A 26,250-nucleotide genomic window follows, 5' to 3' on the forward strand; every position below is an offset into this window, starting at 1 on the left:
CGGCTTTCACCGTTTCCCAAATACTCCGGCAGCCGCGCGGCGGGGGCCTCACATCGCCGCCAGCTGCCCCAGCGCCGCCCGGATCCGCGCCAGATCGTCCTCCAGCGCGGCCAGCTTGTCGCGCGTCTCCTCGATCACCTCCGGCTCGGCGTTCTCGACGAATTTCGGATTGCCCAGCCGGCCGCGCAACCCGCCGGCGTCCTTCTCGGCCTTGGCGGCGGCCTTTTCCAGCCGCGCCGTCTCGGCCGCGACGTCGATCATCTCGCCCACCGGCAGGGCAAAGCTCGCCCCCAGCGCCGCGACCGCGATCATGCCCGGCCCCATCCCGCCCTCGCTCGGCGGGTTCACCCGCGCCAGCCGCTCGACCAGCGGGCCATTGGCGGCCAGCGCCGCGCGGGCGGCCGCGTCGGCTTCGGTCACGATCAGATCGGGCCGCGCCCCGGCCGGCACGCCGATCTGCGCGCGGGCCGAGCGGATGTTCTCGATCACCGAAATCACCCAGTTCATCTGCCGGTCGGCCTCGGCATCGATCAGCTCGGGGCCGTAGTCCGGCCAGTCGCCATGCACCAGCGGCTTGGCGCGCGCGCCGGTCAGCGCCCAGAGCTCCTCGGTGACGAAGGGCATGATCGGGTGCAAGAGCAGATAGCACTGGTCCAGCACCCAGCCCATCGTCGCCTGGGTCTCGTCGCGGTATTCGCCATCGAACAGCGGCTTGGAAAACTCGACATACCAGTCGCAGACCTTGCCCCAGACAAAGGCGTAAAGCCCGGTCGCGGCGTCGTTGAAGCGGAACGCCGCCAGCGCCTCGTCGGTGGCCTGGCGGATGCGGGCGACCTCGCCAATGATCCAGCGGTTCACCACATGCGCGGGCGCCGGGCGGGCGCCGCCGCCCCTGACGCCGTTCATCTCGGCAAAGCGGCTGGCGTTCCAGATCTTGGTGACGAAGTTGCGGTTCGCCTCGACATGCTTCGGCCCCAGCTTGGGGTCGCGGCCCATCGCCGCCATGCTGGTCAGGGTAAAGCGCAGCGCGTCGGCGCCGTATTGGTCGATCAGCACCAAGGGGTCGATGACGTTGCCTTTCGACTTTGACATCTTGGCGCCCTTTTCGTCGCGCACGAGGCCGTGGACATAGACGGTGCGGAACGGCACGTCGCCCACCACGGCCAGCTGCATCATCATCATCCGGGCGACCCAGAAGAAGATGATGTCAAAGCCGGTGACCAGCACGTCGGTCGGGAAATACCGGCGCAGTTCGGGCGTGGGTTCGGGCCAGCCCAGCGTGCCGATCGGCCACAGACCCGAGGAAAACCAGGTGTCCAGCACATCGGGATCGCGCCAGACCGGATAGACCAGCCTGGTCGGATCCTGCGTCAGGTTATAGTCGGCCAGCCCCTGGGCAAAGGCATCGACCGCCGCCTCGCGGTCCGCCACCTCGATCACCCGGGCGATTTCCAGCGGCTGCGGCAGGTCGGCCAGCGCGTCGCGGAACTTCTGCGCCACATCGGCGAAATTCGCCGCGCATTGCAGCAGGTCGTCGCCATGGACCAGCCCTTCCTCGAGCAGCGCGAAGATCTCGACATCGTCCAGCGCGCCGTCGTGGTCGTCGTCGACCTGGCCTTCCAGCCGCAGGCCAAGGCCATACCAGACCGGAATCTGATGCCCCCACCACAGCTGGCGCGAGATGGTCCAGGGCTCGATATTCTCGAGCCAGTTGAAATAGACCTTGCGGTGCTGCTCGGGCAGGATCTCGGTGCGGCCATCGCGCACCGCCTCCAGCGCCGGGCCGACGATCTTCGGCGTATCGACGAACCACTGGTCGGTCAGCATCGGCTCGATCACCACGCCCGAGCGGTCGCCGAAGGGCTGCATGATCGGCTTCGAGTCGACCAGGGGACGGCGCTCCAGATGCTCGGCGCCGGTCTCCTTGTCGATTTCCTTGTGCAGATAGGTAACGGCCAGCCCCTCGTCGGTGATCGCCGCGATCACGCGCTTGCGGGCGTCGTAGCGGTCCAGCCCGCGCAACTCCTCGGGCACCAGGTTGACCGAGGACACGTCGCCCACATCCTCGCCCCGTGCCGCCCGCGTGGCGATCTCGGCGCTTTCCTCGTAGCTGAGCCCGTCCGCGCGCATGGCGCCCTTGCCGTCCATCAGCGCATAGAGCGGAATGCCATTGCGCATCGCCACGGCATAGTCGTTGAAGTCATGCGCGCCGGTGATCTTGACCGCGCCCGAGCCGAAATCCGGGTCCGGGTATTCGTCGGTGATGATCGGGATCAGCCGGCGATGCTGTTTCGGCCCGACCGGGATTTCCACCAGCTTGCCGACGATGGGCGCATAGCGGGCGTCGTCCGGATGGACCGCGACCGCGCCGTCGCCCAGCATGGTTTCCGGCCGCGTGGTGGCGATGCTGATATAGTCCCGCGTCTCGCGCAGGGTGACGTTGCCGTCGGCGTCGCGCTCGATGTATTCATAGGTCTCGCCGCCGGCCAGCGGGTACTTGAAATGCCACATATGGCCGGGCACTTCGCGGTTCTCGACCTCCAGGTCGGAAATCGCGGTCTCGAAATGCGGGTCCCAGTTCACCAGCCGCTTGCCGCGATAGATCAGCCCCTTATCGAACATCTCGACAAAGACCTTGATGACGGCATCGTGGAAATTGCCCTCCTCGCCCGTCGGGGCGCCGGGGGCGCCGGACATGGTGAAGGCATTGCGCGACCAGTCGCAGGACGCGCCCAGGCGTTTCAACTGGTTGATGATGGTGTCGCCGGATTCCTGCTTCCAGGCCCAGACCTTCTGCAGGAAGGCCTCGCGCCCGATCTCGCGCCGGCCGGGCTCCTGGCGCTCGGCCATCCGGCGCTCCACCACCATCTGGGTGGCGATGCCGGCATGGTCCTGGCCGGGCTGCCACAGCGTGTCGAAGCCGCGCATCCGGTGCCAGCGCACCAGGATGTCCTGCAGCGTGTTGTTCAGCGCGTGGCCGATATGCAGGCTGCCCGTGACATTCGGCGGCGGGATCACGACCGAGAAGGTTTCCGCGCGCGAGGCATTGGCCCCCGCCGCGAAGGCATCGCTTGCCGCCCATTCCGCCGCGATCCGCGCCTCGGCGGAAGCGGCGTCGAAGTTCTTGTCCATGGCCATGTCGTCACCCCTTGAATTGCCCAAGGGGATAGCGAAACCACGGCCAAAGGCCAAGAGGCGCTAGAGAAACCGCGCCGCAATCCCGTCCTTGAACGGGAACCAGCCGTAATAGGGCCGCGCGCCCGCGATCACGCGCTGGATCGAGGGGCGCGCCACCAGCCGCTCGAAATAGGCGCCGAGATGCGGATGATCCGCGAAGGGATGCACGGCGCCGGCATAGAACAGCGCCGGGAACGCCGCGCAATCGGCCAGGCCGAAGCCGCCCGCGATCCAGTCGCGCCCGTCCAGGCGCCGGTCCAGCGCGGCATAGGCCAGGTCCAGCTTGGCCCGCGCAAAGGGCGCCACCCGCTCCTCGGCGCCTTCGGCCATGAAGATGCGGGCGTCGACGATCTGCTGCATCATCTGCATGACCTGGAAATCCAGGAAGCGGTCCCATTGCCGCGCCGGCAGCGAGGCATCGGGGTCCGGGTCCAGCAGGCGTTGCGGACCGGGATGGTGCCGGTCCAGCCATTCGATCATCAGCGAGCTTTGCGACAGCGCCAGATCGCCCTCGCGCAGCGCCGGCATCCGGCCCATCGGCTCGACCGATTGCATCAGCGCCCGGTCCTGCGCATCGCCCAGATCGACCTCGCAGAAGGTGAAATCCGTCCCCAGCTCGTAAAGCGCGATCAGCACCTTCTGGGTATAGGAGGACAGCGGGTGGCCATAAAGCGTCAGCATCACGCAGCCTTTTCGAAATGCGCCAGCTGCGCGTCATGGGCGCGCCGGAACGCCGGACGGGCGGTCATGCGCCGCATATAGTCCAGCAGCACCGGATGGCCGGCCAGCTCGCCCAGGTTGTCCACGATGCGCAGCACCTCGGCCAGCATGATGTCGGCGATGGTGAAGCGGCCGGCGGCGATGAAGTCGCGGGACTTCAACACCGGCGCCAGTTGCTCCAGTCGCGCGACCAGCCGCGGCAGGGCCAGTTCGGCGGCGCGCTCGTCGCGGTCGAACATGCGGGCCAGCGCCAGCGCCATCACCACCGGCTCCAGCGTGTTCAGCGCCGCGACCAGCCATTGCTGGGTCTCGGCCCGGCCCTGCGCGTCGGCGGGCAGCAGCGCCTCATGCCGCTCGCCGAGATACAGCAGGATGGCGCCGCTTTCGAACAGCGTCAGATCGCCGTCCTGCAGGATCGGCACCTGGCCAAAGGGTTGGCGGGCGAAATGCTGCGCGGTCTTCTCGCGCACGCTGGTCGTCTCGATGCGATAGGGCTGGCCGGCCTCTTCGCAGGCCCAGCGGATGCGCAGGTCGCGGACATGGCCGCGGGCGAAATCGGGCACCCAGTCGTAGGTCGTAATCACATACATGGCTCAGTCGCTCCGGGCGAATTCGGCGTCGATCACCACGGGAATCGGCGCGGTGAAAAAGGCGTTCATGCCATAGGCCTGCGGGTCGATCTGCGTCTCGGCATGGACGCCGATCAGGTTGCGGATCACCGGGTTGCCATTCTCGTCCCCGGTAAAGCCCTTGCCGACGCCGACCAGCTCGACCGCGAAGCTGGCCGGATGCGTGCGGCCCATCAGCGTCAGTTGCCCCGAGACCGTGCCCCTGGTGTCGCTTTCGGGGACAAAGCTGTCCGACACGAAACTCGCCACCGGATTGGCGGCGGTGTTCAGGTATTCGGCGCCCTTCAGCACCTCGGCAAAGCCCTCGACCGGGGTCGAGATCGAGCCGACCTGCACCTCGGCCGTCAGCCGCATCGCCGCCGGGTCGTCGGGGTTCCAGGTCAACGCGCCCGAAACCGCGTCGAAGCGGAAGACGCTGTAGGAAAAGCCCATATGCGGCACGCGGGCGATGACCGCGCTGTGATAGGGGTCGAGCTTATAGGTCCCGGCCTCGGCGGCGTGATAGTCCTTCTGCCCCTGCGGAATGTCCTGGGGCTGCACCTCTTGCGCCGCCACGGGGGCGGCGCAAAGGGCGCAAAGCAGCGCGACACGGATCATGGCGTGGCCTCGCGCGGGCCGACGATGGCGAAATGCGCGCCCTGCGGGTCGCGCGCCACGGCGATGAAGGCCGGGCCCGGCACCTCATGCGGACCGCTGACCACCTCGCCGCCGGCATCGCGGATGCGCTGCATGGCCGGCTCGACGCCGTTGGTGCCGAAATAGGGCAGCCAGCAGGACACGGGCGCATTGCCCAGACCCATCATCCCGCCGATATCGGTACCGTTCCAGCGGAACAGCTGGTATTTGCCCATCGCGCCCATGTCCATGGCATCGCCCGCCGTCCAGCCGAACAGCTCGGCATAGAAGGCGAAGCCTGCCACCGGATCGGTGGACATCAGCTCGATCCAGTTGCCGTGGCCTTCCTTCTTCTGGTCGAAGGCGCCGGTTTCGGCCGCGGGCTGCGGCTGCATCGGCAGCGGTTGCAGGATGCCGAAGACCGCGCCCTGCGGATCGGCCGCCACGGCGAAGCGGCCGGTGCCGGGAATATCGGCCGGAGGCTTGTGGACCGTCCCGCCCAGCAGCGCGATCTTTTCCGCCGCCGCGTCGCAATCGTCCACGTCCAGGTAGATCAGCCAGTTCGGCGGGATGCCGTCATAGCCGGGCGGGATCTCCATCAGCCCGGCCACCATGTCGCCGCCGTGGCTGGCCAGCAAATAGCTGAAATCCGGCATGCCGGAATCGGCGACCGACCAGCCGAAGACCTTGCCATAGAAGTCGCTTGCGGCAGGAAGCCCGCCGCGCGCGGTGTCCAGCTCGAACCAGCAGGGTTTGCCGTGATACATCGCCGCCCCCTCAGGCCTTGTCGTCGAAGATGGGCTCGAAGCCGCCCCAGATCATCCGCATGCCGTCGAAGGGCATCTCGGGCGGGCCCTGCATCTCGGGGTCGTTCATCATCTTTTCGAAACCCGCCTCGGCTGTGGCCTTGTCGGGCCATTCGATCCAGGAAAACACGATGGTCTCGTCCTCCTTGGCCTGGGTCGCCATGTAGAAATCGGTGACCTTGCCATGGGGCACGTCGGCGCCCCAGGTCTCGACCATGCGCAGCGCGCCATAGCGCTTGAACATCGGCCAGGCCGAACTCGCCATGTCGATGTATTTCTGCTTGTTCGCGGTCGGGACCGCCAAAAGGAAGCCGGAGTAATAGGTCATCTTCTCCTCCTCATGATTGGCGCGAAAAGCGCCGGTGAGTCGAAGGCTGGCACTTGCAGTAGCAAAAAGCAACTGATAATATCAAAACATGAGCAAGACCGGCAAAACCCTGCGCTATGACGAAGGCTGTCTCGGCGCCCATGCGCTGAACTTGGTGGGCGACCGCTGGGCGCTTCTGGTGGTGCGCGAGCTGATGTTTGCGCCCAAGCGCTTCCAGATGATCCGCGCCGGGCTGCCCGGGGTGACCGCCAGCGTGCTGACGCAGCGGTTGGGCCAGCTGGTGCAGGCCGGCGTGGTCAGCCATGACGAGGTGCTGGGGCTTTATGCGCTGACCGAGCAGGGCCGCGCGCTGCATCCGGTGCTGCGCGAGCTGTGCCGCTGGGCGCTGCTGATGCCGGGGCACGACCCGCGCAAGTTCATCAGCATCTCGGCGCTGATGATCTCGATTTCCGCGACGGTGGATGCGGGGCGGGCGGCGGGATCGAGCCTGCGCGCGGGCTTCCTGTCGGGGAAAGAGGGGTTCGAGGTGATTCTGTCGCCCAAGGGCGCGCCGCTGGTCACGGCGATGCGCGCGCCGCAGGGCGATTTCCTGCTGGAGGGCAGCGGCAATGCGCTGGCCGCCGCGATCTATGGCCCGGGGCCGGTGACGATCGCCAGCGCCGGGCTGATCGGCTTGCACGGCGACCGGGCCGCCGCGCAAGCCTTCACGGACCTGTTCAGGCTGAAGCCCTAGATCAGGCCCAGGAGCGATTCGCCCGAGGAGATGGCGCAGGCGCCGGGGCTTTCCTCGATCTCCAGCACCTCGACCGTGCCGTCGTTCACCAGCATGGCATAGCGTTTCGAGCGGCCCTTGATCCAGCCGTCGGCCTGGATGTCCAGACCCAGCGCCTTGGTGAATCTGCCGTCGGCATCGGCCAGAACCTCGATGCCGGCGCCGGTCGCGCCGGTGTCCTTGGCCCATTGCCCGGCCACGAAGGGGTCGTTCACGGTGATGCAGGCGATGCGCGAGACGCCCTTCTCGCGCAGCTTGTCGGCATTCTTCACGAAGCTCGGCATATGGGCGTTGGTGCAGGTCGGCGTATAGGCGCCCGGCACGGCAAAGATCGCGACGCGACCCTTGCGCAGGTCCGCGACCTCGACCGGCTCGGGGCCGTTCTCGCCCAGTTTCACCAGCGTGCCGTCGGGCAGGCTTGCCCCTTTTTCGATGGCCATGCGCGCTTCCTCCTTGTCGAATTGCATCGCGTCAGGCCGGACTATAGGCTGCGCGCCGCAGGCAAACCAGCGAGGAAAACCATGAACATCGTCATCCTTGGCGCCGGCCAGGCGGCCGCCTCGCTGGCGGCGAAGCTGCGGGCGCTGGGACACGCCGGGCCGGTGACGGTGATCGGCGACGAGCCCGCGCCGCCCTATCAGCGCCCGCCGCTGTCCAAGGCCTATCTGCTGGGCCAGATGGATCTGGACCGGCTGACGCTGCGCGGGCCGGACTGGTGGGCCGAACAGGGCATCGCGCTGCACCTGGGCGAAAGGGCGGTGGCCATCGACCGGGCGCGGCGCGTGGTGGTGACGGATCGCGGCGAATATCCCTGGGACGCGCTGGCGCTGACGCTGGGCGCCAGCCCGCGCCGGCTGCCCGCGGCGATGGGCGGGGCGCTGCCGGGCGTGCATGTGGTGCGCAATCTGGCCGACATTGCCGGGCTGCAACCGGCGCTGACGGCCGGGCGGCGGCTGGTGGTGATCGGCGGCGGCTATATCGGGCTGGAGGCGGCCGCCGTCGCGCGCAAGCTGGGGCTGGAGGTCACGCTGGTCGAGGCGGCGCCGCGCATCCTGGGCCGGGTGGCGGCACCCGAAACCGCCGCCATGATCCGCGACCTGCATCGCCGCCATGGCGTCGAGATCATCGAGGGCGTGGGCATCGCCCGCATCACCGGCGACGCGGCGGTCGAGGGGGTGGAACTGGCCGATGGCCGGCTGCTGCCCGCCGATCTGGTGATTTGCGGCATCGGCATCACGCCCGAAACCGCGCTGGCCGAGGCGGCGGGGCTGGCCATCGACAACGGCATCGCCACCGATGCGCAGGGCCGGACCTCGGACCCAGGCATCTGGGCGGCCGGGGATTGCGCCAGCTTTCTCACCGCGGGCGGGCGGCTGCGGCTGGAAAGCGTCGGCAATGCCATCGACATGGCCGAGGCGGTGGCTGCGAACATGCTGGGCGCCGGGACGGATTACGTCCCGAAACCCTGGTTCTGGTCGGACCAGTTCGACGCGAAACTGCAGATCGCCGGGCTGAACCTGGGCTACGACCGTGTGGTCACCCGGCCCGGCTCGGTCTGGTATTACCGCGACGGCCGGCTGATCGCGGTGGACGCGCTGAACGACGCCCGCGCCTATATGATCGGCAAGCGCCTGATCGAGGCCGGCAAGTCTCCCAGTCCCGAAACCCTGGCCGAGGCCCCCGACCTGAAGGCGCTGCTGTGAGGATCGTCGGCGGCAGCCTGCGCGGGCTGAAACTGGCCGAGGTCGGCGCGGGCGACCCGGCGGCGCATCTGCGCCCGACGACCGACCGGGTGCGCGAGTCGATCTTCAACCTGCTCATCAACGGCACGCATGGCAATCCGATCCCGGGCGCGCGGGTGCTGGACCTGTTCGCCGGCACCGGCGCCCTGGGGCTGGAGGCGCTGTCGCGCGGCGCGGCGCGGGTGGCCTTCGTCGATGATGGCGTGGTGGCGCGCGGGCTCTTGCGCACAAATATCGAGAAGGCCCGCGCCATGGGCGTCACCGATGTCTGGCGCCGCGATGCGACGAAACTGGGCGAGAATCGCGGTCCGGGCTATGGGCTGGTCTTCCTCGACCCGCCCTATGGCAGGGGCCTGGGCGCGCAGGCGTTGGAATCGGCCCTGGCCGGCGGCTGGATCGCGCCGGGCGCCATGGTGGTCTGGGAAGAATCGGCCGCGCCGCCCCCGGTCGCCGGGCTGGCCCAGATCGACCAGCGCAAATACGGCGACACGATCGTCACATTGTTGCGCGCGGAACACGGCTAGGTGGCGCGATCCAGCTTGGTGGACAGGTGAATCAGGCTCTCGCTGGACTTCACGCCGGTCAGACCGCCGATCTGGTCCAGCACATCGTCCAGCTGGCTGGTCGATATGGCGGCCAGTTGCAGCAAAAGATCGACGCGGCCGCTGGTGGTATGGATGCGCTCGACCTCGGGCAGGCTGCGCAGCCGGCCCAGGATCGCGGCTTGCGAGCGCGGCTCGATGGTCAGCAGGCAGGTGGCGCGGATGCGATGCTCGCGCGCGGAATCGCCCAGGCGCAGCGTGTAACCCGCGATGGCGCCCGAAGTTTCCAGCCGTTCCAACCTGGCCTGCACGGTCGAGCGCGCCACCTTCAGCCGCCGGGCCAGCACCGCCACGGACATGCGCGCATCCTGCGCGAGATGGGTCAGAATTCCCCGGTCGAGCTCGTCCACCTGCCACCTGTCATAATGACGACACTTTCGGCAGATTACCCATAGGCGGGAACATTTCCACCCTTTTCATTGCTTCAATCGGAACCCATAGGGCGCAGACTTGTTTCCATCCCTCACGCGCACAGGAAGGACATGCCGATGGGACTGACCGAGGGCCGTGGCCCCAAGACCGTCTGGGACAATCCCGCCGAGATCATCCGCAAGCTGGCGCCGGAAAACCCGGTCATGGTCTTTGCCCCTTCGGTCCTGCGCGCGAATGCCCAGCGCTTCCTGCAGGGCTTTCCGGGGCTGGTGACCTATGCCGTCAAGTCGAACCCGGACGAGGCGGTGATCCGCACGCTCGCCGCCGCCGGGGTCAAGGGCTTCGACGTCGCCTCGCCGGCCGAGATCGACCTGATCGGCCGGCTGGCCCCGGATGCGGCACGGCATTACCACAACCCCGTGCGCTCGCGTGCCGAGATCACCCATGCGGTCGAGGCGGGCATCAAGGCCTGGTCGGTCGACAGCCATTCCGAGCTGGAGAAGCTGTTCGAGAAGGTGCCGGCCGAGGGTTGCGAGATCTCGCCCCGCTTCAAGCTGCCGGTGCTGGGCGCGGCCTATGACTTCGGCTCGAAGTTCGGCGCCTCGCCGGAGCTGGCGGCGGAGCTGCTGCGCGCGGTGGCGGATCGCGGCTATATCCCCTCGCTGACCTTCCATCCGGGCACGCAATGCACCGATCCGCACGCCTGGGAGGCCTATATCACCACCGCGGCCGAGATCTGCGCCATGGCCGGGGTGCGCGCGCGGCGGCTGAACGTCGGCGGCGGCTTCCCCTCGCATCGCGTGACCGGGGTCGAGCCGGACCTGGCGGCGATCTTTGCCCTGATCCGCCGCGTCACCGACGAGGCTTTCGGCGCCGAGCCCCCGGCGCTGGTCTGCGAGCCGGGGCGCGGGCTTTGCGCCGACGCCTTTTCGCTGATCACCCGGGTCAAGGCGGTGCGCGACGGCCAGAACGTGTTCCTGAATGACGGCGTCTATGGCGGGCTGTTCGAGCTGCCGATCGTCGGCAATCTCGACCGCTTGCAGGTGCTGACCCCCGAAGGCACGGCGCGCGAGGACGAGGCGCATCCCCGCGTCATCTTCGGCCCGACCTGCGATTCGGTCGACCGGCTGCCGGGCGAACTGGCGCTGCCCGGCACTCTCCAGGAAGGCGACTATGTCATCTTCCACGGCGCCGGCGCCTATTCCACGGTCACCAATACCCGGTTCAACGGCTTCGGGTTGATGGCACACATGACCGTGAACGCGCTTGAATAGGGATTAATCGAATGTTCGCGGTTCCGTGCTAGCGTCGCGCCATGGAATCGTCCCGCCCGCCCCTGTGCCATGTCGTCCTGATGGATGGAACCTTCGCCTCGCTGACCCAGGGGCGGCGGTCCTCGATCGCGCGCATCCATGCGATGCTGTCGGGCGACCGCGGGCTGCTGCCGGCGCCGGTGCGCATCCATTACGCGCCGGGCCAGCAATGGCAGGCCTGGCGCACCCTGCCCGAACTGACCATGGGCGCCACGCTGGAGCGCAGCATCTGCGACGCCTATGCCTGGCTTGCCCGCGAATGGCGGCCGGGCGATCCGCTGTTCTTCTTCGGCTATTCGCGCGGCGCCTTCGCGGTGCGCTCGCTGGCCGGGATGATCGGCCGGGTCGGGCTCTTGACGCACACCCATGCCACGGCCGAAAACGTCCACCACGCCTGGCAGCTTTATCGCAACGGTGCCGACCTGGGGGTCGAGCAGCTGGACCAGCGCCTGTGCCATCCCTTCGTGCCGATCCGCATGATCGGTGTCTTCGACACGGTGATGGCGCTGGGCATCCGACTGCCGCTGCTGTGGATGCTGACCGAGCCGCGCTTTCGCTTTCACGATGAACACTTGGGCAGCCATGTCGAGCACGGCCTGCAGGCGCTGGCCCTGGACGAGACCCGGGCGGCCTTTCAGCCCCTGGTCTGGGACAGCCAGTCGGTCGCCGGCCGGATCGAGCAGATGTGGTTCCGCGGCTGCCACCCGGACATCGGCGGCCAGTTGTCGGGGCTGGAATATGCCCGGCCGTTGGCCAATATCCCCCTGGTCTGGATGATGACGCGGGCCGAGCGCTTTGGCCTGCCGCTGCCCGCAGGTTGGAAAACGCAGTTCCCCTGCGACCCGACGGCGCCCTCGGTCGGGTCCTGGCGCAGCTGGGGCAAGGCCTTCTTGGCCCGCGCGCCGCGGCTGACGGGGCTGGACGCCTCGGAACGACTGCACGACTCGGTGCCGCGCCCCTATCCCGGCCCGGCGCTGCTGACCGGCGCGCTGGCCGAGGCCGCGCCCGAACGCCCGCACCGCAAGCGCCGCTTCCGCCGCCGCACGCCCGCCGCGCCGCAAGAAATGGCCATGCCCGGAGCGACAGCAGAGGACGATAACCCAGGAATTATCGCGCCCTGACGGGTTGCGACAGGACGCCTGATTGGCACATGGTCGAGATGCAATCACCGTCATCGAAGTTCGACTCTTCTCGGCCGCACCGACATCTGAAGCGCTGCCGCGCTCGCTTGGCGGCAGGATCAGCCGGGCTGCGCATGCCCCAAGGCCAAGCCTGCCATCGGAATCAGGCTGAGACCGTCAAAAACATGGAGACTCTCTTGCGCGGCGCCGTTCCTGAGAGTGCATACCGCCTGACACCAGGGTCATCGCAGCGTCGGGTCGGAACGGTTGACCGGGCACCGCGGAAGCGCATGTTCAAGCGCGAACCTGGCCTTCCCAGCCTCTCCGATCAAGATATGCATCGCGCCCAGCCGGGCGCCATCCCCGGTGACGGCGACCAGGAGCTGGATGGCGGCTCGCTATCCCCGAGCGCCCAGAAACAGCCCGCCATGTCGGCCACCAGCGAGGCATCATAGCCGAATTCTGCAAGCGCATTGCAGAACGGCAAGCGCGGTCTGGTGATCGCCGCCGCGGATCTGTTCGAGGATCCTCGGCCTGAGCGACGGATAGCGGTGCGGCGGTGCTGCAGCTTGGGCACGAATCGTCAAACGCAGCCCTCTCGGCGCGATTGGCCAAGGCACAGCGCTCAACGGTCAGGATATGCTGAACCGCAGCCCCGGCCGCTCAGGCCACGCGCGAAAATTCGGCCTTCGGTGCGACGCCCAGGCCGGCGCAGACCTTCTGCACCAGGTCGGGCTTGTTCAGCGTATAGAAATGCAGCTTGTCCACGCCGCCCTCGACCAGCGATTCGCACAGCTTGACGCAGACATCCAGCGCCAGCGCGGCCTCGCCCTCGGGGCCGGCGGCGGCAAAGGCCTCCTCGGCCCATTGCGGAACCGAGGTGCCGCAGCGTTCGGCAAAGCGGCGGGTGCCGGCCCAGCTCTGGATCGGCAGGATGCCGGGGATGATCGGCGCCGCGACGCCGGCGGCCGCGCAGGCGTCGCGGAAGCGGAAGAAGGTGTCGGCGTCAAAGAAGAACTGCGTGATGGCCGAACTAGCGCCTGCGTCCACCTTGCGCTTCAGCCAGGCCACGTCGGCGGCAGTGTCGGCGCTGTCGGGATGCGGCTCGGGATAGGCGCCGCAGCGGATGGTCATGTCGCCGCGCGCGGCAATCGCCTCGATCAGCGCGACCGAGCTGGCGAAGCCCTCGGGATGGGCGGTGAAGCGGTCCTGGCCCTGCGGCGCGTCGCCGCGCAGGGCGACGATCTCGTGCACGCCGGCCGCCGCGTAATCGGCGACGATCTGCAAGGTCTCCTCGCGCGTCGCGTCCACGCAGGTCAGATGCGCGGCGACGTTCAGCCCGTAATGGCCGGCCAGCGCCGTCACCGCCTCATGCGTCAGCTGCCGGGTGGTGCCGCCGGCGCCATAGGTGACCGAGACGAAGTCCGGCCCCAGCGGCGCCAGCGCCCGGGCGGTCTCCCACAGCCGGAAGGATTGCTCCAGGGTCCGGGGCGGGAAGAATTCGAAACTGATCGCCGGTGTCGTCATCGCACTATCCTTTTGTCGCAGGACTTGTGACACGCGCCGCGACGTGAGACAAATTCATAATCCTCAAGATCGTGATGAGATCCGCTCAAGATGCATCTGGAACTTCGCCATCTGCGCAGCCTGCGCGCCATCCATGAACAGGGCGGGCTGGCCCGCGCGGCCGAGGTGCTGAACCTGACGCAATCGGCGCTGTCGCACCAGATCAAGGCGCTGGAGGAACAGGCCGGGGTCGAGCTTTTCCTGCGCAAGACCAAGCCCTTGCGCCTGTCGGGTGCCGGGATGCGGCTGTTGCGCACCGCCGAGCAGGTGCTGCCGATGATCGAGGCCGCCGAGGCCGAATTCCGCGCCGTCGAGCTGGGCCGGGCCGGCCGGCTGCATGTGGCGATGGAATGCCACCATTGCTTCGACTGGCTCCTGCCGGTGCTGGACCAGTTCCGCCGCGCCTGGCCCGAGGTCGACCTGGACATCCGCACCAGCCTGGCGCTGAAGGCGCTGCCGGCGCTGGAACGCGGCCAGGTGGACCTGGTGATTTCCTCGGACCCCGAGGAAATCGCGGGCATCAGCTTCCAGCCGCTGTTCGACTATGCGCCGACGCTGGTGGTGCGGGCCAGTCACCCGCTGGTCGCCAAGGGCTATGCCGAGCCCGCCGACCTGGCCGGCGAGACGCTGATCACCTATCCGATGGACCGGGCGCGGCTGGACGTGTTCTCGCAATTCCTCGACCCGGCCGGGGTCGAGCCGGCGCATCTGCGCCAAGTCGAGCAGACCGCCATCGCGCTGATGCTGATCGCCTCGGGGCGCGGGGTGGCGGTGATGCCCGACTGGGTGCTGCGCGGCCAGGCCGGCAACCCCGAACTGGCGCTGCTGCCGCTGGGGCCGCAGGGCATGCTGCGCCGGCTGTACGCCGGGCTGCGCAGCGAGGACCTGCAGCAACCCTATATGGCGCATGTGCTGCGCCTGGCCCGGACCGAGCCGGTGCGAATGATGCGCGCGGCGGCGCCGGGCTGATGCCCCGGGATCATCGTCAAAGCAGCACTGGTTCACCCGATCCCGGGGAGGTTCAGGCCCGTTCGCCTTGCCCCCAGGCTAGGGCCGGGGCAGGATTGCGATCAAGCACAAGACCCCGAGAATACGATGCAAATTGAAACCTCTCGCCCCGACGCCACCACCCGCCCCGGCGGCGGATTTGACAAAGCCCCGCAATCGCCGGATGAAATCGGTGACGCTTCCCATCAGGACCGCCATGGCCAGCCTTCCCGCCGATCCGCAGCTGCGCGCCACCCTTCAGGACGGGCAGCTGCGCCTTGAGGGCGCGCTGACGGTCTGGACCCTGGCGCAGCTGCCGCCCGAGGCGCCGGAGCGGCTGGAGCTGTCGGGCCTGACGCGGCTCGACACCGCCGGCGCCTGGTACCTGGCCGGGCGCACAGCCGCGGGCGCCACGCTTCTGGGGCTGGCCGCGCCGCAGGCGAAGCTCCTGGAAAGCGTGACCGGCGCCCTGCCCCGGCCCGATCCGCCGCCCGCGCCCGAGCCCGGCTGGCGCCGGGCGCTGGATGCGACCGGGCGCTGGATCATGGGCGCGCTGGTCTTCCTGCGCGAGCTTGCGGAATACCTGGGCCGGTTCCTGGCGGCGCTGTGGCGCGGCATCCGGCACCCGCGCGATTTCCGCCTGACCGCGCTGGTCCATCACTGCCAGGAAACCGGCCTGCGCGCGGTGCCCATCGTGGCGCTGATGTCCTTTCTGATCGGCGTGGTGCTGGCCTTTCAGGGCGCGGCGCAGCTCAGCCAGTTCGGGGCCGAGATCTTTGTCATCGACCTTATCGCCATCTCGATCCTGCGCGAACTGGGCATCCTTCTGACCGCGATCATCGTCGCCGGGCGCACGGCCTCGGCGCTGACGGCCTCGATCGGCTCGATGAAGATGAACGAGGAAATCGACGCCATGCGCACGCTGGGCCTCGATCCCGACATGGTGCTGATCCTGCCGCGCGTGCTGGCGCTGGTCATCACCCTGCCGATCCTGGGGCTGATCGCGAACCTGGCCGGGCTGATCGGCGGCGCGATCATGTCCTGGGTGGAGCTCGGGATCTCGCCCTCGATGTTCCGCTATCGGCTGATCGCGGAAACCAGCGTCGACCATGTCATCGTCGGCCTGTCCAAGGCGCCGGTCTTTGCCATCATCATCGGCATCATCGGCTGCCACGCCGGGATGAAGGTCGGCAAGGACGCGGAATCGCTGGGCGCGCAGACCTCGACCGCGGTGGTGAACGCCATCTTCGCGGTGATCGTGGCGGATGCGCTGTTCTCGGTCTTCTTCGCGGAGATCGGGTTGTGAGCGACAATGTCATCGAGGTCCGGGGCCTGCGCACGCAATTCGGCAGCCATGTCGTGCATGACGGGCTGGACCTGGACCTGCGGCGGGGCGAGATCCTGGGCGTGGTCGGCGGTTCGGGCACCGGGAAATCGGTGCTTCTGCGCACCATCGTCGGGCTGAACCCGCCCGCCGCCGGCACGGTCCGGGTCTTTGGCCAGGACGTGACCGCGCTGCACGGCCCGGCGCGCGAGGCGCTGGAGCGGCGCTGGGGCGTGATGTTCCAGGCCGGGGCGCTGTTTTCCTCGCTCAACGTGCGCGAGAATGTCGAGGTGCCCTTGCGCGCCGTGCCGGGGCTGACGCCCGAGACGCGCGCGGGATTGGCGGAACTGAAGGTCTCGATGGCCGGGCTGCCGTGGAACGCCAACGACAAATACCCCTCGGACCTGTCCGGGGGCATGAAAAAGCGCGCGGGGCTGGCGCGGGCCCTGGCGCTGGACCCCGAGATCGTCTTCCTGGACGAGCCCACGGCCGGGCTGGACCCGATCGGCGCCGATGCCTTCGACCGGCTGATCGTCGAGCTGCGCGATGCGCTGGACCTGTCGGTTTTCCTGGTCACGCATGACCTCGACACGCTGCACGCCTGTTGCGACCGCGTCGCGGTGCTGGCGGAAAAGCGGGTGCTGGTCAGCGGGACCATGGCCGAGATGCTGAAGGTGGATCATCCTTGGGTGCATGAATATTTCCACGGGCCCCGCGCCCGCGCCGCCATCGCCACCGGCCGGAGCAAGGAGTAGCCCATGGAGACCAAGGCCAATTACGTCCTGATCGGCGCCTTCACCATCGCGGGCTTCCTGGGGTTGCTCTTGTTCCTGATGTGGTTCGCCAAGATCCAGATCAACCGGCAATTCGCTTATTACGACATCTATTTCCCCGAGGTCTCGGGGCTGGCCATCTCGTCCGAGGTGGCCTTTGCCGGGCTTTCCGTCGGCAAGGTCGTGGACATGCAGCTGGCGGACGGCGTCAACGGCGCCGTGCGGGTGCGCGTCGAGGTGGCCGAGGATACGCCGGTGCGCACCAATTCCCGCGCCTCGATCGAGATCCAGGGCGTCACCGGCGTCTCGAATGTCGCGATCACCGCCGGCAGCCCGGATGCGCCCTTGCTGCGCGTGGCCCAGCCCGAGGGCATCCCGGTCATCGCCGCCAACCGCTCGGCCCTGCAGACACTGTCGGACCAGGGCCCCGAGATGATCTCGCGGTTGAACACCGTGGCCGAGCAGATGACCCAGCTGCTGGGCGACGACAACCAGAGCCGGGTGCGCAATATCCTGGACAACGTGGAACGCTCCAGCGCCAACCTGGACAAGGCGCTGGGGGATGTGACCAAGGCGACCGAGTCCATCGCCTCGGCCGCCGCCGACATCTCGGCCTTCGGCGAGCGGCTGGACGGGCTTTCCGCAGCGGCCGAGACGACGCTGGGCAATGCCGATACCGCCCTGGCCAAGTTCGACGAGACCGCCGGCAAGGCCGATGCGGCGCTGGACGCCGGCACCGCGACGCTGAACGAGGTGCGCGACTATGTTTCGGGCGACTTGCGCGGGCTGACGCAGCGGCTGGACCAGACCGCGACCACGCTGCAGACCGACTTGGCGCGGCTGACGGATCGCGCGGACCAAAGCCTCGACGGGCTCGACGCCGCGCTGGCGGTCGGGCAGCGGACGCTGGCCTCGGCCGAGCGGGCCTTCGACAGCGCCGACCGGGTGATGAACAGCAATATCGAGCCGGTGGTCGGCGACCTGCGCGTCACGCTGGGCAAGGCCAACGAGGCCATCGACCGCGTGGTGGCCGACCTGCCCGAGATCACGGGCAAGCTGCGCGATGCCGCCGACAGCGCCGACGCGGCATTCGCCAGCCTGCGCGGGATGCTGGACAGCGCCCGCGCCCCGGTGCAGGCTTTCACCCGCGAGGGGCTGCCGCAGATCACCCGCATGACCAGCGATCTGCGCGGGCTGGTGGGCAACGTGAACGAGCTGGTCTCGGCCCTGCGGCGCAATCCCTCGCAGATCTTCTCGGGGCCGAAGACCCCCGAATTCCGCCGCTGAGGAGCCGCCATGCGCCTGACCGCCGCCCTGCTGATGCTGACCCTGACCCTGCCCGGCTGCGCGGCGCTGAAGGCGCTGGAGGGCGAGCCGGCCCGCGACGTCTTCGAGCTGCGCCCGCCCTCGGACCAGCCGCAACGCTGCGGCCGCGGCCGGCTGGCCGAGCTGGTGATCGAGCCGCCCAAGGCGCGCGGCACGCTGGACACCGACCGCATCATGATCCGCCCGAACCAGTTGCAGACCCAGTATCTGCCCGATGCGCGCTGGGGCGACACCGTGCCCACCACCTTGCAGACGCTGCTGGTGCGCGGCTTTGGCCGCTATGACGCCTTCACCCATGTCGGCCGGGCGCCGCTGGGCACGGCGGGGGATTACGCGCTGATCTCCGAGGTGCAGGACTTCAACGCCGAGGTCGCGGGCAAGGGCGCGCTGATCAAGCTGACCGTCGATGCGCAGCTGGTGCGCGAGATGGACGCCACCGTCGTCGCCCGCGGCCATTTCGCCACCACGGCCCACGCGGCGACCACCAAGACCGCCGACCTGATCCCGGCCTTCGACGCCGCCGGCCAGCAGCTGGTGGCGCAGATGACCGACTGGGGCCTGAACGGCATCGGGGTGAATCCGGCCCGCTGCCGCTGAGGGCGGTGGGCCGCAGCGAAAAGGGGCGAAGGATGACATTGCGCGCGAACTGGTCCTATCCGACCGCGATCCGCTTCGGCGCCGGCCGCATCGCCGAACTGGCCGAGCATTGCCGGGCGGCCGGCATCGCGCGCCCGCTGCTGGTCACCGACAGGGCGCTGGCCGGCCTGCCGATCACCGCCCGCGCGCTGGAGATCCTGGAGGCCGGCGGCCTGGGCCGGGCGATGTTTTCCGAGGTCGATCCGAACCCGAACGAGGCGAACATGCAGGCCGGCATCGCCGCCTATGCCGCCGGCCGCCATGACGGGGTGATCGGCTTTGGCGGCGGCTCGGCGCTGGATCTGGCCAAGATGATCGCGCTGATGGCCGGGCAGTCGATCCCGGTCTGGGACCTGGAGGACGTGGGCGACTGGTGGACCCGCGCCGATGCCAGCCGCATCGCCCCGATCGTGGCCGTGCCGACCACGGCCGGCACCGGCTCCGAGGTCGGGCGCGCCGGGGTGCTGACCAACACCGAAACCCATCGCAAGACGATCATCTTCCACCCGAAGCTGATGCCCAGGGTGACGATCTGCGACCCCGAGCTGACCGTCGGCATGCCGCCCGCCATCACCGCCGGCACCGGCATGGACGCCTTTGCCCATTGCCTCGAGGCGTTTTCCTCGCCGCATTACCACCCGATGAGCCAGGGCATCGCGCTGGAGGGGATGCGGCTGGTCAACGAATACCTGCCGCGCGCCTACGCCAGCCCCGGCGATCTGGAGGCGCGGGCGCAGATGATGAGCGCCGCCGCCATGGGCGCCGTGGCCTTCCAGAAGGGGCTGGGCGCCATTCATGCGCTGAGCCATCCCATCGGCGCGCTCTATGGCACCCACCACGGCACCACCAATGCGGTGGTGATGCCGATGGTGCTGGACTTCAACCGCTCTGCCATCGAGGGCCGGCTGGCGCGCGCTGCCGCTTATCTGGGCATCCCGGGCGGCTTCGACGGCTTCCGCGCCCGGGTCATGGACCTGCGCGCCGAATTGGGCATCCCGCCGAACCTGACCGCCCTGGGCGTCGGCCGCGACCGGCTGGACGAGCTGACCGGGATGGCGCTGGAGGATCCCTCCTGCGGCGGCAACCCGGTCGCGATGACGGCGGAAAACACCCGCGCGCTGCTGGAACGCTGCCTCTAGGCGCGGCCGGCGCTTGGCGACAGGTGCAAGGGGTCGATGCCCAGCGACTTCAGCGCCGCGCGCCATTTGCCGGCATTGTCGGCGCCGAAGATGATCTCGTCGCCGCGGTCCGAGGTCAGCCAGCCATTGGCCAGGATCTCGGAATCCAGCTGCCCCGGGCCCCAGCCGGCATAGCCCAGGGCCAGCACGGCCGGCTGCGGGCCATGGCCGCGGGCGTAATCTTCCAGGATGTCGCGGGTGGTGGACATGGCGAGGTCGTCCGAGATCCGCAGCCGGTTCTCTTCGACCCGGATGCCCTGCGGCACGCGATGCAGGACGAAGCCGCGCCCCGGCTCGACCGGGCCGCCGAAGCGCACCGGAATGTCCAGCGCGTCCACCCCGGCGTCGATGCCCAGCTGCGACAGCAGGTCCGAGAAATCCACGTCGGGCATCGGCCGGTTCAGCACCAGCCCCATGGCGCCGTCCTCGGAATGGGCGCAGATCAGGATCACCGCATGCTCGAAGCGCGGATCGCGCATGCCGGGCATGGCGATCAGCATCTTGCCGGTCAGGTTGCTGGACAGGTCCATGAGCCGCCGCGCTCCTTTCGCAGGTGCCTTTTCCTCAAGATCGGCGCTGCGGGCTGATTTCGCAAGGGATTGGCGGTAATGTGACTTCACGGCGTGCCCCGGCGCCCGCTAAAAGGCATCCCATGAGAATCCTTGCCGCCCTGCTGATGACCGCCCTGCCGGCGCTGGCCGACGAACCGCCGCCGGGGCTGGTTTCGGCCGAGCTTTTGCCCGGCTGGATCACCGCCGAAGGCCACCGCATGACCGCGCTGCGGCTGGAGCTGGAGCCGGGCTGGAAGACCTATTGGCGCAGCCCCGGCGACGCCGGCGTGCCGCCGCGCTTCGACTGGCAGGGCTCGCAGAACCTGGGCCCGGTGCGGGTGCTGTGGCCCCGCCCCGAGGTGATCGATTCCGGCGGCGAGCGCACGCTGGGCTATCACGACCGGCTGATCCTGCCGATCGAGATCACGCCCACGCAGCCCGGCCAGCCGGTCGCGCCGCGCGTGGTGGTGGATTTCGGCCTCTGCCTCGACATCTGCGTGCCGGCGCAGGTCCGGCTGACCGCGCCGGCGCCCGGCGACGCGCCCGATCCGCTGATCGAGGCGGCCCTGGCGCGCCAGCCCCGCGCCTCGGACCGGCAGCCGGAGTGCCGGGTCCAGCCGATCAAGGACGGCATGCAGGTCACCGCCACCCTGCCTTCCGAGGAATCGGCTCTGGCCGAGGACGTGGCGATGGAACTGGCCGGCAAGGACATCTGGGTTTCGGCCCCCGAAACCAGCGCCGAAGGGGCGCGCGTGGTGGCGCAGGCGGATTTCGTCGCCGCCTCGGGCAAGCCGTTTCCGCTGGACCCGGCCGCGCTGCGCCTGACGCTGATCGGCCCCGAGGATGCGGTCGAGTTCCGCGGCTGCCGGCCCGAAAGCTAGGTCACGCGCCAGCAGGGTTGCAGGTCGCCCGGCCGCGGCCGCGCCTCGTGCACGGCCCGGGCGATGGCGCGGGCCAGCACCGTCGCCGCCGCATGGCCCAGCTGGAACGGCGTCAGCGCCGGGTCGGGCAGCGGCTGCGCCCCGGTCGAGACCGCAAACACCAGATCGCCGTCGAAGGGCGTGTGGCTGGGCACGATGGCGCGGGCCATGCCGTCCTGCGCCGCCGTCGCCAGCCGCGTCAGCCCGGCCTTGTCCAGCGCGGCATCGGTCGCCACGATGGCGATGGTCGTCGCCTCGCCCAGCCGCTTGGCCGGCGCAGGCTCGGCGGTGGGATAGGGGCCGGTCAGGCCCAGCCCGCCGAATTCGCCCTCGATCTCCCAGGGTGCGGCCCAGAACTGCCGCGTGGCCTGCAGCGTGACCGAGCCCATCGCGTTCACCACCACCAGCGTCCCCACCGTCACCCCCGAATCGAGCACCGCCGAGGCCGAGCCGAGCCCGCCCTTCCAGCGATGCGTCATCGCGCCGGTGCCGGCTCCCTCGCTGCCCAAGCCGAAATCCGCACCGGCCGCCTCCAGCGCCGCGCGGCCGAGGGCGGGATAGGGGTTGGCGTCCCAATCCTTGTCGCCGCCGTTCAAGAGGTCGAAGACGATGGCGCCCGGCACGATCGGCACCTGCACCGGCCCGACGGCAAAGCCGCGCCCCAGCGCCCGCAGCCCGTCCGAGACCCCGTCGCAGGCCGCAAGGCCAAAGGCCGAGCCGCCTGACAGCACCAGCGCATCGACGCCCGGCACCAGCTTGTCGGGGGCCAGCAGCTCCGTCTCGCGCGTGCCGGGGGCGCCGCCCATGACATTGACGCCGCAGGCCAGCGGCGCGTCGCCCAGAAGCACCGTGGTGCCGGAACGCAGCCGGTCGTCGCGCGCATTGCCGACCCGCAATCCGGCGACATCGGTGATCAGGTTTCGCGGGCCTTTCCGCATGCTTGGCCTCCTTGCCGCCGAACCGGCGGGCTGCCTGCGGCGTTGCGCCAGACTAGGGCGGCACTTAGATGTGCCACAACAGCTTTCGAAAGGACGCGACCATGACCGCCCCGCTGCACCGCATCTTCGACCGGCCGCTGGATGCCGAACCGCCCCGCGGCTTCGACCAGGCGATCTTCGGCATGGGCTGCTATTGGGGCGTCGAGCGCTTGTTCTGGCAGCAGGACGGCGTCTGGCTGACCGAGGTCGGCTTTGCCGGCGGCAGCGCCGAGAACCCGACCTATGAGCAGGTCTGCGCCGGCCAGACCGGCCATGCCGAGGTGGTGCGGCTGGTCTATGACAGCTCGCGCATCAGCTATGAGCGGCTGCTGCAGCTGTTCTGGGAAAACCACGACCCGACCCAAGGCGACCGCCAGGGCAATGACATGGGCGACCAGTACCGCTCGGTCATCATGCATTTCACCGACAGCCAGCGGGCGGCGGCGGAGCTCAGCAAGGCGGATTACAGCAACCGCCTGGCCGTGCAGGGTTTTCCCGATGTCACCACGCAGATCCTGCCCGCCGCCCGCTTCTGGCCGGCGCAGGAGGATCACCAGCAATATCTGGACCGCCATCCCGACGGCTATTGCGGATTGCGCGGCACGGGTGTCAAAGCGCCTCTGACCGATATTGCCGAGGACTTCTGAATGGCGACCTGGACCGCGCTGACCCATACCAAAGGCCGCGAGGCGGCCGAGGCTCTGGCCGAGGCCGGCGAGGATCTGACCCCCGAGCCCGTCGGCACCGGCGTCTTCGAGATCGAGGATGGCAGCGACCGCTGGGAGGTCGGGCTGTATTTCACCGAGCCCCCGGACGACGTGGCGCTGGCGCTCTTGGCCGCGGCCTGGGGCGCGGCACCCTTCACCGTCTCGGAACTGCCCGAGGTGGACTGGGTCGCGCATGTCAAGCGCGAGCTGGCGCCGGTCGAGGCCGGGCGTTTCTTCGTCCACGGCAGCCATGACGCCGAGAGCGTGCCCGAGGGCGCCGAGGCGCTGCTGATCGAGGCGGCGATGGCCTTCGGCACCGGCCACCACGCCACCACCAAGGGCTGCCTGCTGGCGCTGGACCGGCTGGTGGCCGAGGGCGCGGCGCCCGAGCGCATCGTCGACATCGGCTGCGGCACCGCCGTGCTGGCCATGGCGGCGGCGCGGATGTTCCCGGTCATGGTTCTGGCCGGCGACATCGACCCGCAGGCGGTGGACGTGGCGCGCGCCAATGTCATCGCCAACGGGCTGGACGGCCGGGTGGAATGCGTCGAGGCGGTCGGCTTCGACCATCCGCTGATCGAACGGGCCGCGCCCTTCGACCTGGTCTTCGCCAATATCCTGAAGCAGCCGCTGATCGACCTGGTGCCGGACATGGCGCGCTATGTCGCGCATGGCGGCAGGGCGATTCTGTCGGGCATCCTGACCACCCAGGCCCAGGAGGTCATCGACGCCTATGCCAAGGGCGGGCTGGCGCTGGAGCGGCGCGACGATTTCGGCGACTGGTCCACGCTGGTGATGCAGCGGGCCTGAGGCATGGCGCATCCCGGGCCCCGGAAAATACGAAAGGCGGCCTTGCGGGCCGCCTGAGCGTCTTGCCCTGCCCGGGCCGGGGAACCGTCCGCGGGCCAAGCCGCCGGTCCGGTCGCGTCTTCTACCGCTGCTTAGCGGGCGCGCGAGATCAGATCGATATCGCCGCGGCACAGACCGATATCGTCCAGCTCGCGATCCGAAAGACGGCTCAGCGCGTTCTTCGTCACGCGGGCGTCGTTCCAGGCCGCGAAGGCGGACAGAAGTTTCGAGCCAATACCGAAGGAGACCGCCCCGCCATGGACGCGGTTCGTGTCAATCGCCGACATAGTTTTCACCTTGAGATCATTGCCCGCTCATCGGGCGCTTCGTTGATGCACAGCATATAGATCGGGCAAAGTCGCAAAACCACGGTCAAACCGGCATTGCCGCTATGCAGCGGCTGCATAAGCGACCGTTTTTTCTTAACTTTTGTGACGAAGGGGTAAATTCTGCAAGCGCATCGCAAGATCCTCCCGCCGAAGCGCCACCGCGCGGCGGAAACTTGCGCGAAATGCGGCCGAAGCCCTAGCGCCAGTCCCCCAAAGCCGCCTGCCACAGCGCAAGTGACGCGACGGCAGCGGTGTCGGCGCGCAGGATTCTGGGGCCCAGGGCGATGCGCGTGACGCAATCCATGGCCGAAAGCCGGCGCCGCTCCGATTCGGACCAGCCGCCTTCGGGCCCGATGAGAATCGCCCAAGGCCCGCGCGGCAGGCCGGAGAGCAGCTGCGCCGGGCCGGCCAGCGCCTCGTCGGCCCAGAGGATGCGCCGCGCCGGGTCCCAGCCGTCCAGAAGCCGCGCCAGCGGTTGCAGCTCGCAGACCTCGGGGACGAAGGTGCCGCCGCATTGCTCGGCGGCCTCGACGGCATGGGCCTGCAGGCGGTCCTGGCGGATGCGCTCGGAATTGGTGTGTTCGGTCTGCACCGGCAGGATGCGGGCGGCACCCATTTCGGCCGCCTTCTCGACGATGAAATCGGTGCGGGCCTTCTTGATCGGGGCGAAGACCAGCCACAGGTCCGGCGGGTCCAGCTGCGGCGCGGTCTGGCGCTGGGCCAGCAGGTCGCCGCCCCGCTTGGCCAGCCGCTCGATGCGCGCCAGCCATTCGCCGTCGCGGCCGTTGAAGACCAGGATTTCGTCCCCCGACCCCTGCCGCATGACCGAGGACAGGTAATGCGCCTGGTCGGCATTCAGCGCGATGCCTTGTCCCTCGGCCAGCGGGTGATCTATGAACAGTCTGATTTTCGCCATGATGGGGCGCAGAATATGCAGACCGAGGATCCGACGCCAGAGGGCCCGCGCATGGTCGCGGACGCACCGCCCGACAACTGGGTGGACCGCCACGCCCCGCCGGGCTGGCGGCCCTGGCTGCGCATGTCCCGCGCCGACCGGCCCATCGGCACCTGGCTCTTGCTGCTGCCCTGCTGGTGGGGCATCGGGCTGGCGATGATCGCAGGCCAGCCGGATTGGCGCGACCTGTGGATCGCCGTCGCCTGCGGGCTGGGCGCCATGCTGATGCGCGGCGCCGGCTGCACCTGGAACGACATCACCGACCGCGACATCGACGCCCGGGTGGCGCGGACGCGGTCGCGGCCGCTCCCCTCGGGGCAGGTCACGGTCAAGGGCGCGCTGGTCTGGCTGGCGGCGCAGGCGCTGGCGGGCCTCGTCATCCTGCTGACGCTGGGCAAGGCGGCGATCCTGCTGGGCGTCGCCTCGCTGGCGCTGGTCGCGATCTATCCCTTTGCCAAGCGCTTCACCTGGTGGCCGCAGGTTTTCCTGGGGCTCGCCTTCAACTGGGGCGTGCTGCTGGCCTGGGCCGCGCATACCGGCAACCTGGCGCCGGCGCCGCTGCTGGCCTGGCTGTCGGGCATCGCCTGGACGATCTTCTACGACACCATCTATGCCCACCAGGATACCGAGGACGACGCGCTGATCGGCGTCAAGTCCACCGCCCGGCTGTTCGGGCAGGACACGCATCGCTGGCTGGCGGGCTTCGGCACCGCCGCGGTGCTGCTGCTGGGGCTGGCGGTCATGGCGACGGCGCCCCAGGGGCTGGGCCTGACGCTGGGCCTCTTGGGGGTCGCAGGCTTTGCCGCGCATCTGGCCTGGCAGCTGCGGACGCTGGACATTCGCGACCCGGCCGGCTGCCTGCGGCTGTTCCGCTCGAACCGCGACGCCGGGCTGATCGTTGCGCTGTTTCTTGCCCTGGCCGGGCTGGTCTGATTGCGAAACCGGCGCGCAGGGTTTACATGCGGCGGGTCGGAA

Annotated in this window: 28 protein-coding genes; 15 read left to right on the plus strand and 13 right to left on the minus strand. The window is 69.0% G+C overall.

Annotation, left to right across the window (positions count from 1 at the left end; translation table 11 throughout):
* Positions 1 to 48 precede the first annotated feature (48 nt).
* Genes E3D03_RS05475 through E3D03_RS05500 form a run of 6 tightly spaced genes read right to left on the minus strand, consistent with a single transcriptional unit; the run spans position 49 to position 6,275 of the window.
* The gene (locus tag E3D03_RS05475; RefSeq protein WP_263566133.1) at positions 49 to 3,138 is read right to left on the minus strand and encodes a valine--tRNA ligase; all 3,090 of its coding nucleotides are present in this window, start codon (positions 3,136 to 3,138) and stop codon (positions 49 to 51) included.
* 60 nt (positions 3,139 to 3,198) lie between these two features.
* Positions 3,199 to 3,858, minus strand: a complete 660-nt coding sequence (locus E3D03_RS05480; RefSeq protein WP_263566134.1) for a glutathione S-transferase family protein — start codon at positions 3,856 to 3,858, stop codon at positions 3,199 to 3,201.
* Positions 3,858 to 4,487, minus strand: coding sequence for a glutathione S-transferase family protein (locus tag E3D03_RS05485; protein ID WP_263566135.1), 630 nt, complete (start codon positions 4,485 to 4,487; stop codon positions 3,858 to 3,860). Before E3D03_RS05485 ends, E3D03_RS05480 begins: the two co-directional genes overlap by 1 nt.
* Positions 4,488 to 4,490: 3 nt before the next feature.
* Positions 4,491 to 5,123 (minus strand): YceI family protein, encoded by a 633-nt coding sequence (locus tag E3D03_RS05490; RefSeq protein WP_263566136.1) that lies wholly within the window; start codon positions 5,121 to 5,123, stop codon positions 4,491 to 4,493.
* A complete protein-coding gene (locus E3D03_RS05495; protein WP_062561810.1) occupies positions 5,120 to 5,908 on the minus strand; it encodes a VOC family protein in 789 nt (262 codons plus the stop codon). The genes E3D03_RS05490 and E3D03_RS05495 overlap by 4 nt, the downstream gene beginning before the upstream one ends.
* Before the next feature lie 10 nt (positions 5,909 to 5,918).
* Positions 5,919 to 6,275: a DUF1428 domain-containing protein gene (locus E3D03_RS05500; protein WP_062561809.1), complete on the minus strand. Its 357-nt coding sequence runs from the start codon at positions 6,273 to 6,275 to the stop codon at positions 5,919 to 5,921.
* An 88-nt stretch (positions 6,276 to 6,363) separates the two neighbouring features.
* Between E3D03_RS05500 and E3D03_RS05505 the strand changes: the two genes are divergently transcribed.
* The gene (locus E3D03_RS05505) at positions 6,364 to 7,008 is read left to right on the plus strand and encodes a winged helix-turn-helix transcriptional regulator (protein WP_263566137.1); all 645 of its coding nucleotides are present in this window, start codon (positions 6,364 to 6,366) and stop codon (positions 7,006 to 7,008) included.
* Here the strand turns inward: E3D03_RS05505 and E3D03_RS05510 are convergent.
* Positions 7,005 to 7,487 (minus strand): peroxiredoxin, encoded by a 483-nt coding sequence (locus E3D03_RS05510; protein ID WP_263566138.1) that lies wholly within the window; start codon positions 7,485 to 7,487, stop codon positions 7,005 to 7,007. The genes E3D03_RS05505 and E3D03_RS05510 overlap by 4 nt on opposite strands.
* Before the next feature lie 81 nt (positions 7,488 to 7,568).
* Here E3D03_RS05510 and E3D03_RS05515 point away from each other — a divergent pair, with 81 nt between their 5' ends.
* Together E3D03_RS05515 and rsmD are read left to right on the plus strand one after the other, a co-directional pair.
* Positions 7,569 to 8,750 carry an NAD(P)/FAD-dependent oxidoreductase gene (locus E3D03_RS05515; RefSeq protein ID WP_263566139.1) on the plus strand — a complete coding sequence of 394 codons (1,182 nt, stop codon included), beginning with the start codon at positions 7,569 to 7,571 and terminating at the stop codon, positions 8,748 to 8,750.
* Positions 8,747 to 9,313, plus strand: a complete 567-nt coding sequence (gene rsmD, locus E3D03_RS05520) for a 16S rRNA (guanine(966)-N(2))-methyltransferase RsmD (RefSeq protein ID WP_263566140.1) — start codon at positions 8,747 to 8,749, stop codon at positions 9,311 to 9,313. The genes E3D03_RS05515 and rsmD overlap by 4 nt, the downstream gene beginning before the upstream one ends.
* Here rsmD and E3D03_RS05525 read toward each other — a convergent pair.
* Positions 9,310 to 9,741: an Lrp/AsnC family transcriptional regulator gene (locus tag E3D03_RS05525; RefSeq protein ID WP_017999354.1), complete on the minus strand. Its 432-nt coding sequence runs from the start codon at positions 9,739 to 9,741 to the stop codon at positions 9,310 to 9,312. The genes rsmD and E3D03_RS05525 overlap by 4 nt on opposite strands.
* A 138-nt stretch (positions 9,742 to 9,879) precedes the next feature.
* Between E3D03_RS05525 and E3D03_RS05530 the strand changes: the two genes are divergently transcribed.
* Both E3D03_RS05530 and E3D03_RS05535 read left to right on the plus strand, forming a co-directional pair.
* Positions 9,880 to 11,037 (plus strand): type III PLP-dependent enzyme, encoded by a 1,158-nt coding sequence (locus E3D03_RS05530; protein WP_062561805.1) that lies wholly within the window; start codon positions 9,880 to 9,882, stop codon positions 11,035 to 11,037.
* Between the two features lie 41 nt (positions 11,038 to 11,078).
* Entirely contained in the window at positions 11,079 to 12,197 is a 1,119-nt protein-coding gene (locus E3D03_RS05535; RefSeq protein WP_263566141.1) for a DUF2235 domain-containing protein, read from the plus strand.
* A gap of 663 nt (positions 12,198 to 12,860) precedes the next feature.
* On the opposite strand, the gene metF is transcribed toward E3D03_RS05535, so the two are convergent.
* Positions 12,861 to 13,724 carry a methylenetetrahydrofolate reductase [NAD(P)H] gene (metF, locus tag E3D03_RS05540; protein ID WP_062561804.1) on the minus strand — a complete coding sequence of 288 codons (864 nt, stop codon included), beginning with the start codon at positions 13,722 to 13,724 and terminating at the stop codon, positions 12,861 to 12,863.
* A 90-nt stretch (positions 13,725 to 13,814) separates the two neighbouring features.
* On the opposite strand from metF, the gene E3D03_RS05545 reads away from it, so the two are divergent.
* The 6 genes from E3D03_RS05545 (at position 13,815) to E3D03_RS05570 (ending at position 19,948) form a co-directional block, all read left to right on the plus strand.
* Positions 13,815 to 14,732, plus strand: coding sequence for a LysR family transcriptional regulator (locus tag E3D03_RS05545; protein ID WP_263566142.1), 918 nt, complete (start codon positions 13,815 to 13,817; stop codon positions 14,730 to 14,732).
* A gap of 235 nt (positions 14,733 to 14,967) precedes the next feature.
* Positions 14,968 to 16,056 (plus strand): MlaE family ABC transporter permease, encoded by a 1,089-nt coding sequence (locus E3D03_RS05550; protein WP_062562305.1) that lies wholly within the window; start codon positions 14,968 to 14,970, stop codon positions 16,054 to 16,056.
* Entirely contained in the window at positions 16,053 to 16,829 is a 777-nt protein-coding gene (locus E3D03_RS05555) for an ABC transporter ATP-binding protein (RefSeq protein ID WP_062561802.1), read from the plus strand. The genes E3D03_RS05550 and E3D03_RS05555 overlap by 4 nt, the downstream gene beginning before the upstream one ends.
* Before the next feature lie 3 nt (positions 16,830 to 16,832).
* Positions 16,833 to 18,134: an MlaD family protein gene (locus tag E3D03_RS05560; protein ID WP_263566143.1), complete on the plus strand. Its 1,302-nt coding sequence runs from the start codon at positions 16,833 to 16,835 to the stop codon at positions 18,132 to 18,134.
* A gap of 9 nt (positions 18,135 to 18,143) precedes the next feature.
* On the plus strand, positions 18,144 to 18,770 hold the full coding sequence (locus E3D03_RS05565) for an ABC-type transport auxiliary lipoprotein family protein (RefSeq protein WP_263566144.1): 627 nt from the start codon (positions 18,144 to 18,146) through the stop codon (positions 18,768 to 18,770).
* Positions 18,771 to 18,802: 32 nt separating this feature from the next.
* Positions 18,803 to 19,948 (plus strand): iron-containing alcohol dehydrogenase, encoded by a 1,146-nt coding sequence (locus E3D03_RS05570; RefSeq protein WP_263566145.1) that lies wholly within the window; start codon positions 18,803 to 18,805, stop codon positions 19,946 to 19,948.
* Here the strand turns inward: E3D03_RS05570 and E3D03_RS05575 are convergent.
* Complete coding sequence (locus tag E3D03_RS05575; protein WP_263566146.1) at positions 19,945 to 20,517, minus strand: YqgE/AlgH family protein; 573 nt, start codon at positions 20,515 to 20,517, stop codon at positions 19,945 to 19,947. The two genes, E3D03_RS05570 and E3D03_RS05575, sit on opposite strands and share 4 nt — an antisense overlap.
* A gap of 122 nt (positions 20,518 to 20,639) precedes the next feature.
* Here E3D03_RS05575 and E3D03_RS05580 point away from each other — a divergent pair, with 122 nt between their 5' ends.
* On the plus strand, positions 20,640 to 21,419 hold the full coding sequence (locus E3D03_RS05580; RefSeq protein WP_263566147.1) for a protein-disulfide reductase DsbD domain-containing protein: 780 nt from the start codon (positions 20,640 to 20,642) through the stop codon (positions 21,417 to 21,419).
* Here E3D03_RS05580 and E3D03_RS05585 read toward each other — a convergent pair.
* Positions 21,416 to 22,396 (minus strand): P1 family peptidase, encoded by a 981-nt coding sequence (locus E3D03_RS05585; RefSeq protein ID WP_263566148.1) that lies wholly within the window; start codon positions 22,394 to 22,396, stop codon positions 21,416 to 21,418. The genes E3D03_RS05580 and E3D03_RS05585 overlap by 4 nt on opposite strands.
* Positions 22,397 to 22,497: 101 nt before the next feature.
* Here E3D03_RS05585 and msrA point away from each other — a divergent pair, with 101 nt between their 5' ends.
* The gene (gene msrA / locus E3D03_RS05590) at positions 22,498 to 23,082 is read left to right on the plus strand and encodes a peptide-methionine (S)-S-oxide reductase MsrA (RefSeq protein ID WP_263566149.1); all 585 of its coding nucleotides are present in this window, start codon (positions 22,498 to 22,500) and stop codon (positions 23,080 to 23,082) included.
* On the plus strand, positions 23,083 to 23,952 hold the full coding sequence (locus E3D03_RS05595; protein WP_263566150.1) for a 50S ribosomal protein L11 methyltransferase: 870 nt from the start codon (positions 23,083 to 23,085) through the stop codon (positions 23,950 to 23,952).
* Positions 23,953 to 24,083: 131 nt separating this feature from the next.
* Here the strand turns inward: E3D03_RS05595 and E3D03_RS05600 are convergent, their stop codons facing one another.
* Both E3D03_RS05600 and E3D03_RS05605 read right to left on the minus strand, forming a co-directional pair.
* Positions 24,084 to 24,278 carry a DUF1127 domain-containing protein gene (locus E3D03_RS05600; RefSeq protein ID WP_017999339.1) on the minus strand — a complete coding sequence of 65 codons (195 nt, stop codon included), beginning with the start codon at positions 24,276 to 24,278 and terminating at the stop codon, positions 24,084 to 24,086.
* Between the two features lie 238 nt (positions 24,279 to 24,516).
* On the minus strand, positions 24,517 to 25,236 hold the full coding sequence (locus E3D03_RS05605) for a 16S rRNA (uracil(1498)-N(3))-methyltransferase (protein ID WP_263566151.1): 720 nt from the start codon (positions 25,234 to 25,236) through the stop codon (positions 24,517 to 24,519).
* A gap of 15 nt (positions 25,237 to 25,251) precedes the next feature.
* Between E3D03_RS05605 and ubiA the strand changes: the two genes are divergently transcribed.
* Entirely contained in the window at positions 25,252 to 26,208 is a 957-nt protein-coding gene (ubiA, locus tag E3D03_RS05610; RefSeq protein ID WP_263566152.1) for a 4-hydroxybenzoate octaprenyltransferase, read from the plus strand.
* Positions 26,209 to 26,250 lie beyond the last annotated feature (42 nt).

The organism is Paracoccus sp. DMF (assembly GCF_004407025.1).
Taxonomy (GTDB): Bacteria; Pseudomonadota; Alphaproteobacteria; order Rhodobacterales; family Rhodobacteraceae; genus Paracoccus; species Paracoccus aminovorans_B.

Coding starts and splice junctions, on each gene's coding strand:
- E3D03_RS05475 (WP_263566133.1), bottom strand. CDS start 3,138: ATGGCCATGGACAAGAACTTCGACGCCGCTTCCGCCGAGGCGCGGATC.
- E3D03_RS05480 (WP_263566134.1), bottom strand. CDS start 3,858: ATGCTGACGCTTTATGGCCACCCGCTGTCCTCCTATACCCAGAAGGTG.
- E3D03_RS05485 (WP_263566135.1), bottom strand. CDS start 4,487: ATGTATGTGATTACGACCTACGACTGGGTGCCCGATTTCGCCCGCGGC.
- E3D03_RS05490 (WP_263566136.1), bottom strand. CDS start 5,123: ATGATCCGTGTCGCGCTGCTTTGCGCCCTTTGCGCCGCCCCCGTGGCG.
- E3D03_RS05495 (WP_062561810.1), bottom strand. CDS start 5,908: ATGTATCACGGCAAACCCTGCTGGTTCGAGCTGGACACCGCGCGCGGC.
- E3D03_RS05500 (WP_062561809.1), bottom strand. CDS start 6,275: ATGACCTATTACTCCGGCTTCCTTTTGGCGGTCCCGACCGCGAACAAG.
- E3D03_RS05505 (WP_263566137.1), top strand. CDS start 6,364: ATGAGCAAGACCGGCAAAACCCTGCGCTATGACGAAGGCTGTCTCGGC.
- E3D03_RS05510 (WP_263566138.1), bottom strand. CDS start 7,487: ATGGCCATCGAAAAAGGGGCAAGCCTGCCCGACGGCACGCTGGTGAAA.
- E3D03_RS05515 (WP_263566139.1), top strand. CDS start 7,569: ATGAACATCGTCATCCTTGGCGCCGGCCAGGCGGCCGCCTCGCTGGCG.
- E3D03_RS05530 (WP_062561805.1), top strand. CDS start 9,880: ATGGGACTGACCGAGGGCCGTGGCCCCAAGACCGTCTGGGACAATCCC.
- E3D03_RS05535 (WP_263566141.1), top strand. CDS start 11,079: ATGGAATCGTCCCGCCCGCCCCTGTGCCATGTCGTCCTGATGGATGGA.
- metF (WP_062561804.1), bottom strand. CDS start 13,724: ATGACGACACCGGCGATCAGTTTCGAATTCTTCCCGCCCCGGACCCTG.
- E3D03_RS05545 (WP_263566142.1), top strand. CDS start 13,815: ATGCATCTGGAACTTCGCCATCTGCGCAGCCTGCGCGCCATCCATGAA.
- E3D03_RS05550 (WP_062562305.1), top strand. CDS start 14,968: ATGGCCAGCCTTCCCGCCGATCCGCAGCTGCGCGCCACCCTTCAGGAC.
- E3D03_RS05560 (WP_263566143.1), top strand. CDS start 16,833: ATGGAGACCAAGGCCAATTACGTCCTGATCGGCGCCTTCACCATCGCG.
- E3D03_RS05565 (WP_263566144.1), top strand. CDS start 18,144: ATGCGCCTGACCGCCGCCCTGCTGATGCTGACCCTGACCCTGCCCGGC.
- E3D03_RS05570 (WP_263566145.1), top strand. CDS start 18,803: ATGACATTGCGCGCGAACTGGTCCTATCCGACCGCGATCCGCTTCGGC.
- E3D03_RS05575 (WP_263566146.1), bottom strand. CDS start 20,517: ATGGACCTGTCCAGCAACCTGACCGGCAAGATGCTGATCGCCATGCCC.
- E3D03_RS05580 (WP_263566147.1), top strand. CDS start 20,640: ATGAGAATCCTTGCCGCCCTGCTGATGACCGCCCTGCCGGCGCTGGCC.
- E3D03_RS05585 (WP_263566148.1), bottom strand. CDS start 22,396: ATGCGGAAAGGCCCGCGAAACCTGATCACCGATGTCGCCGGATTGCGG.
- msrA (WP_263566149.1), top strand. CDS start 22,498: ATGACCGCCCCGCTGCACCGCATCTTCGACCGGCCGCTGGATGCCGAA.
- E3D03_RS05595 (WP_263566150.1), top strand. CDS start 23,083: ATGGCGACCTGGACCGCGCTGACCCATACCAAAGGCCGCGAGGCGGCC.
- E3D03_RS05600 (WP_017999339.1), bottom strand. CDS start 24,278: ATGTCGGCGATTGACACGAACCGCGTCCATGGCGGGGCGGTCTCCTTC.
- E3D03_RS05605 (WP_263566151.1), bottom strand. CDS start 25,236: ATGGCGAAAATCAGACTGTTCATAGATCACCCGCTGGCCGAGGGACAA.
- ubiA (WP_263566152.1), top strand. CDS start 25,252: ATGCAGACCGAGGATCCGACGCCAGAGGGCCCGCGCATGGTCGCGGAC.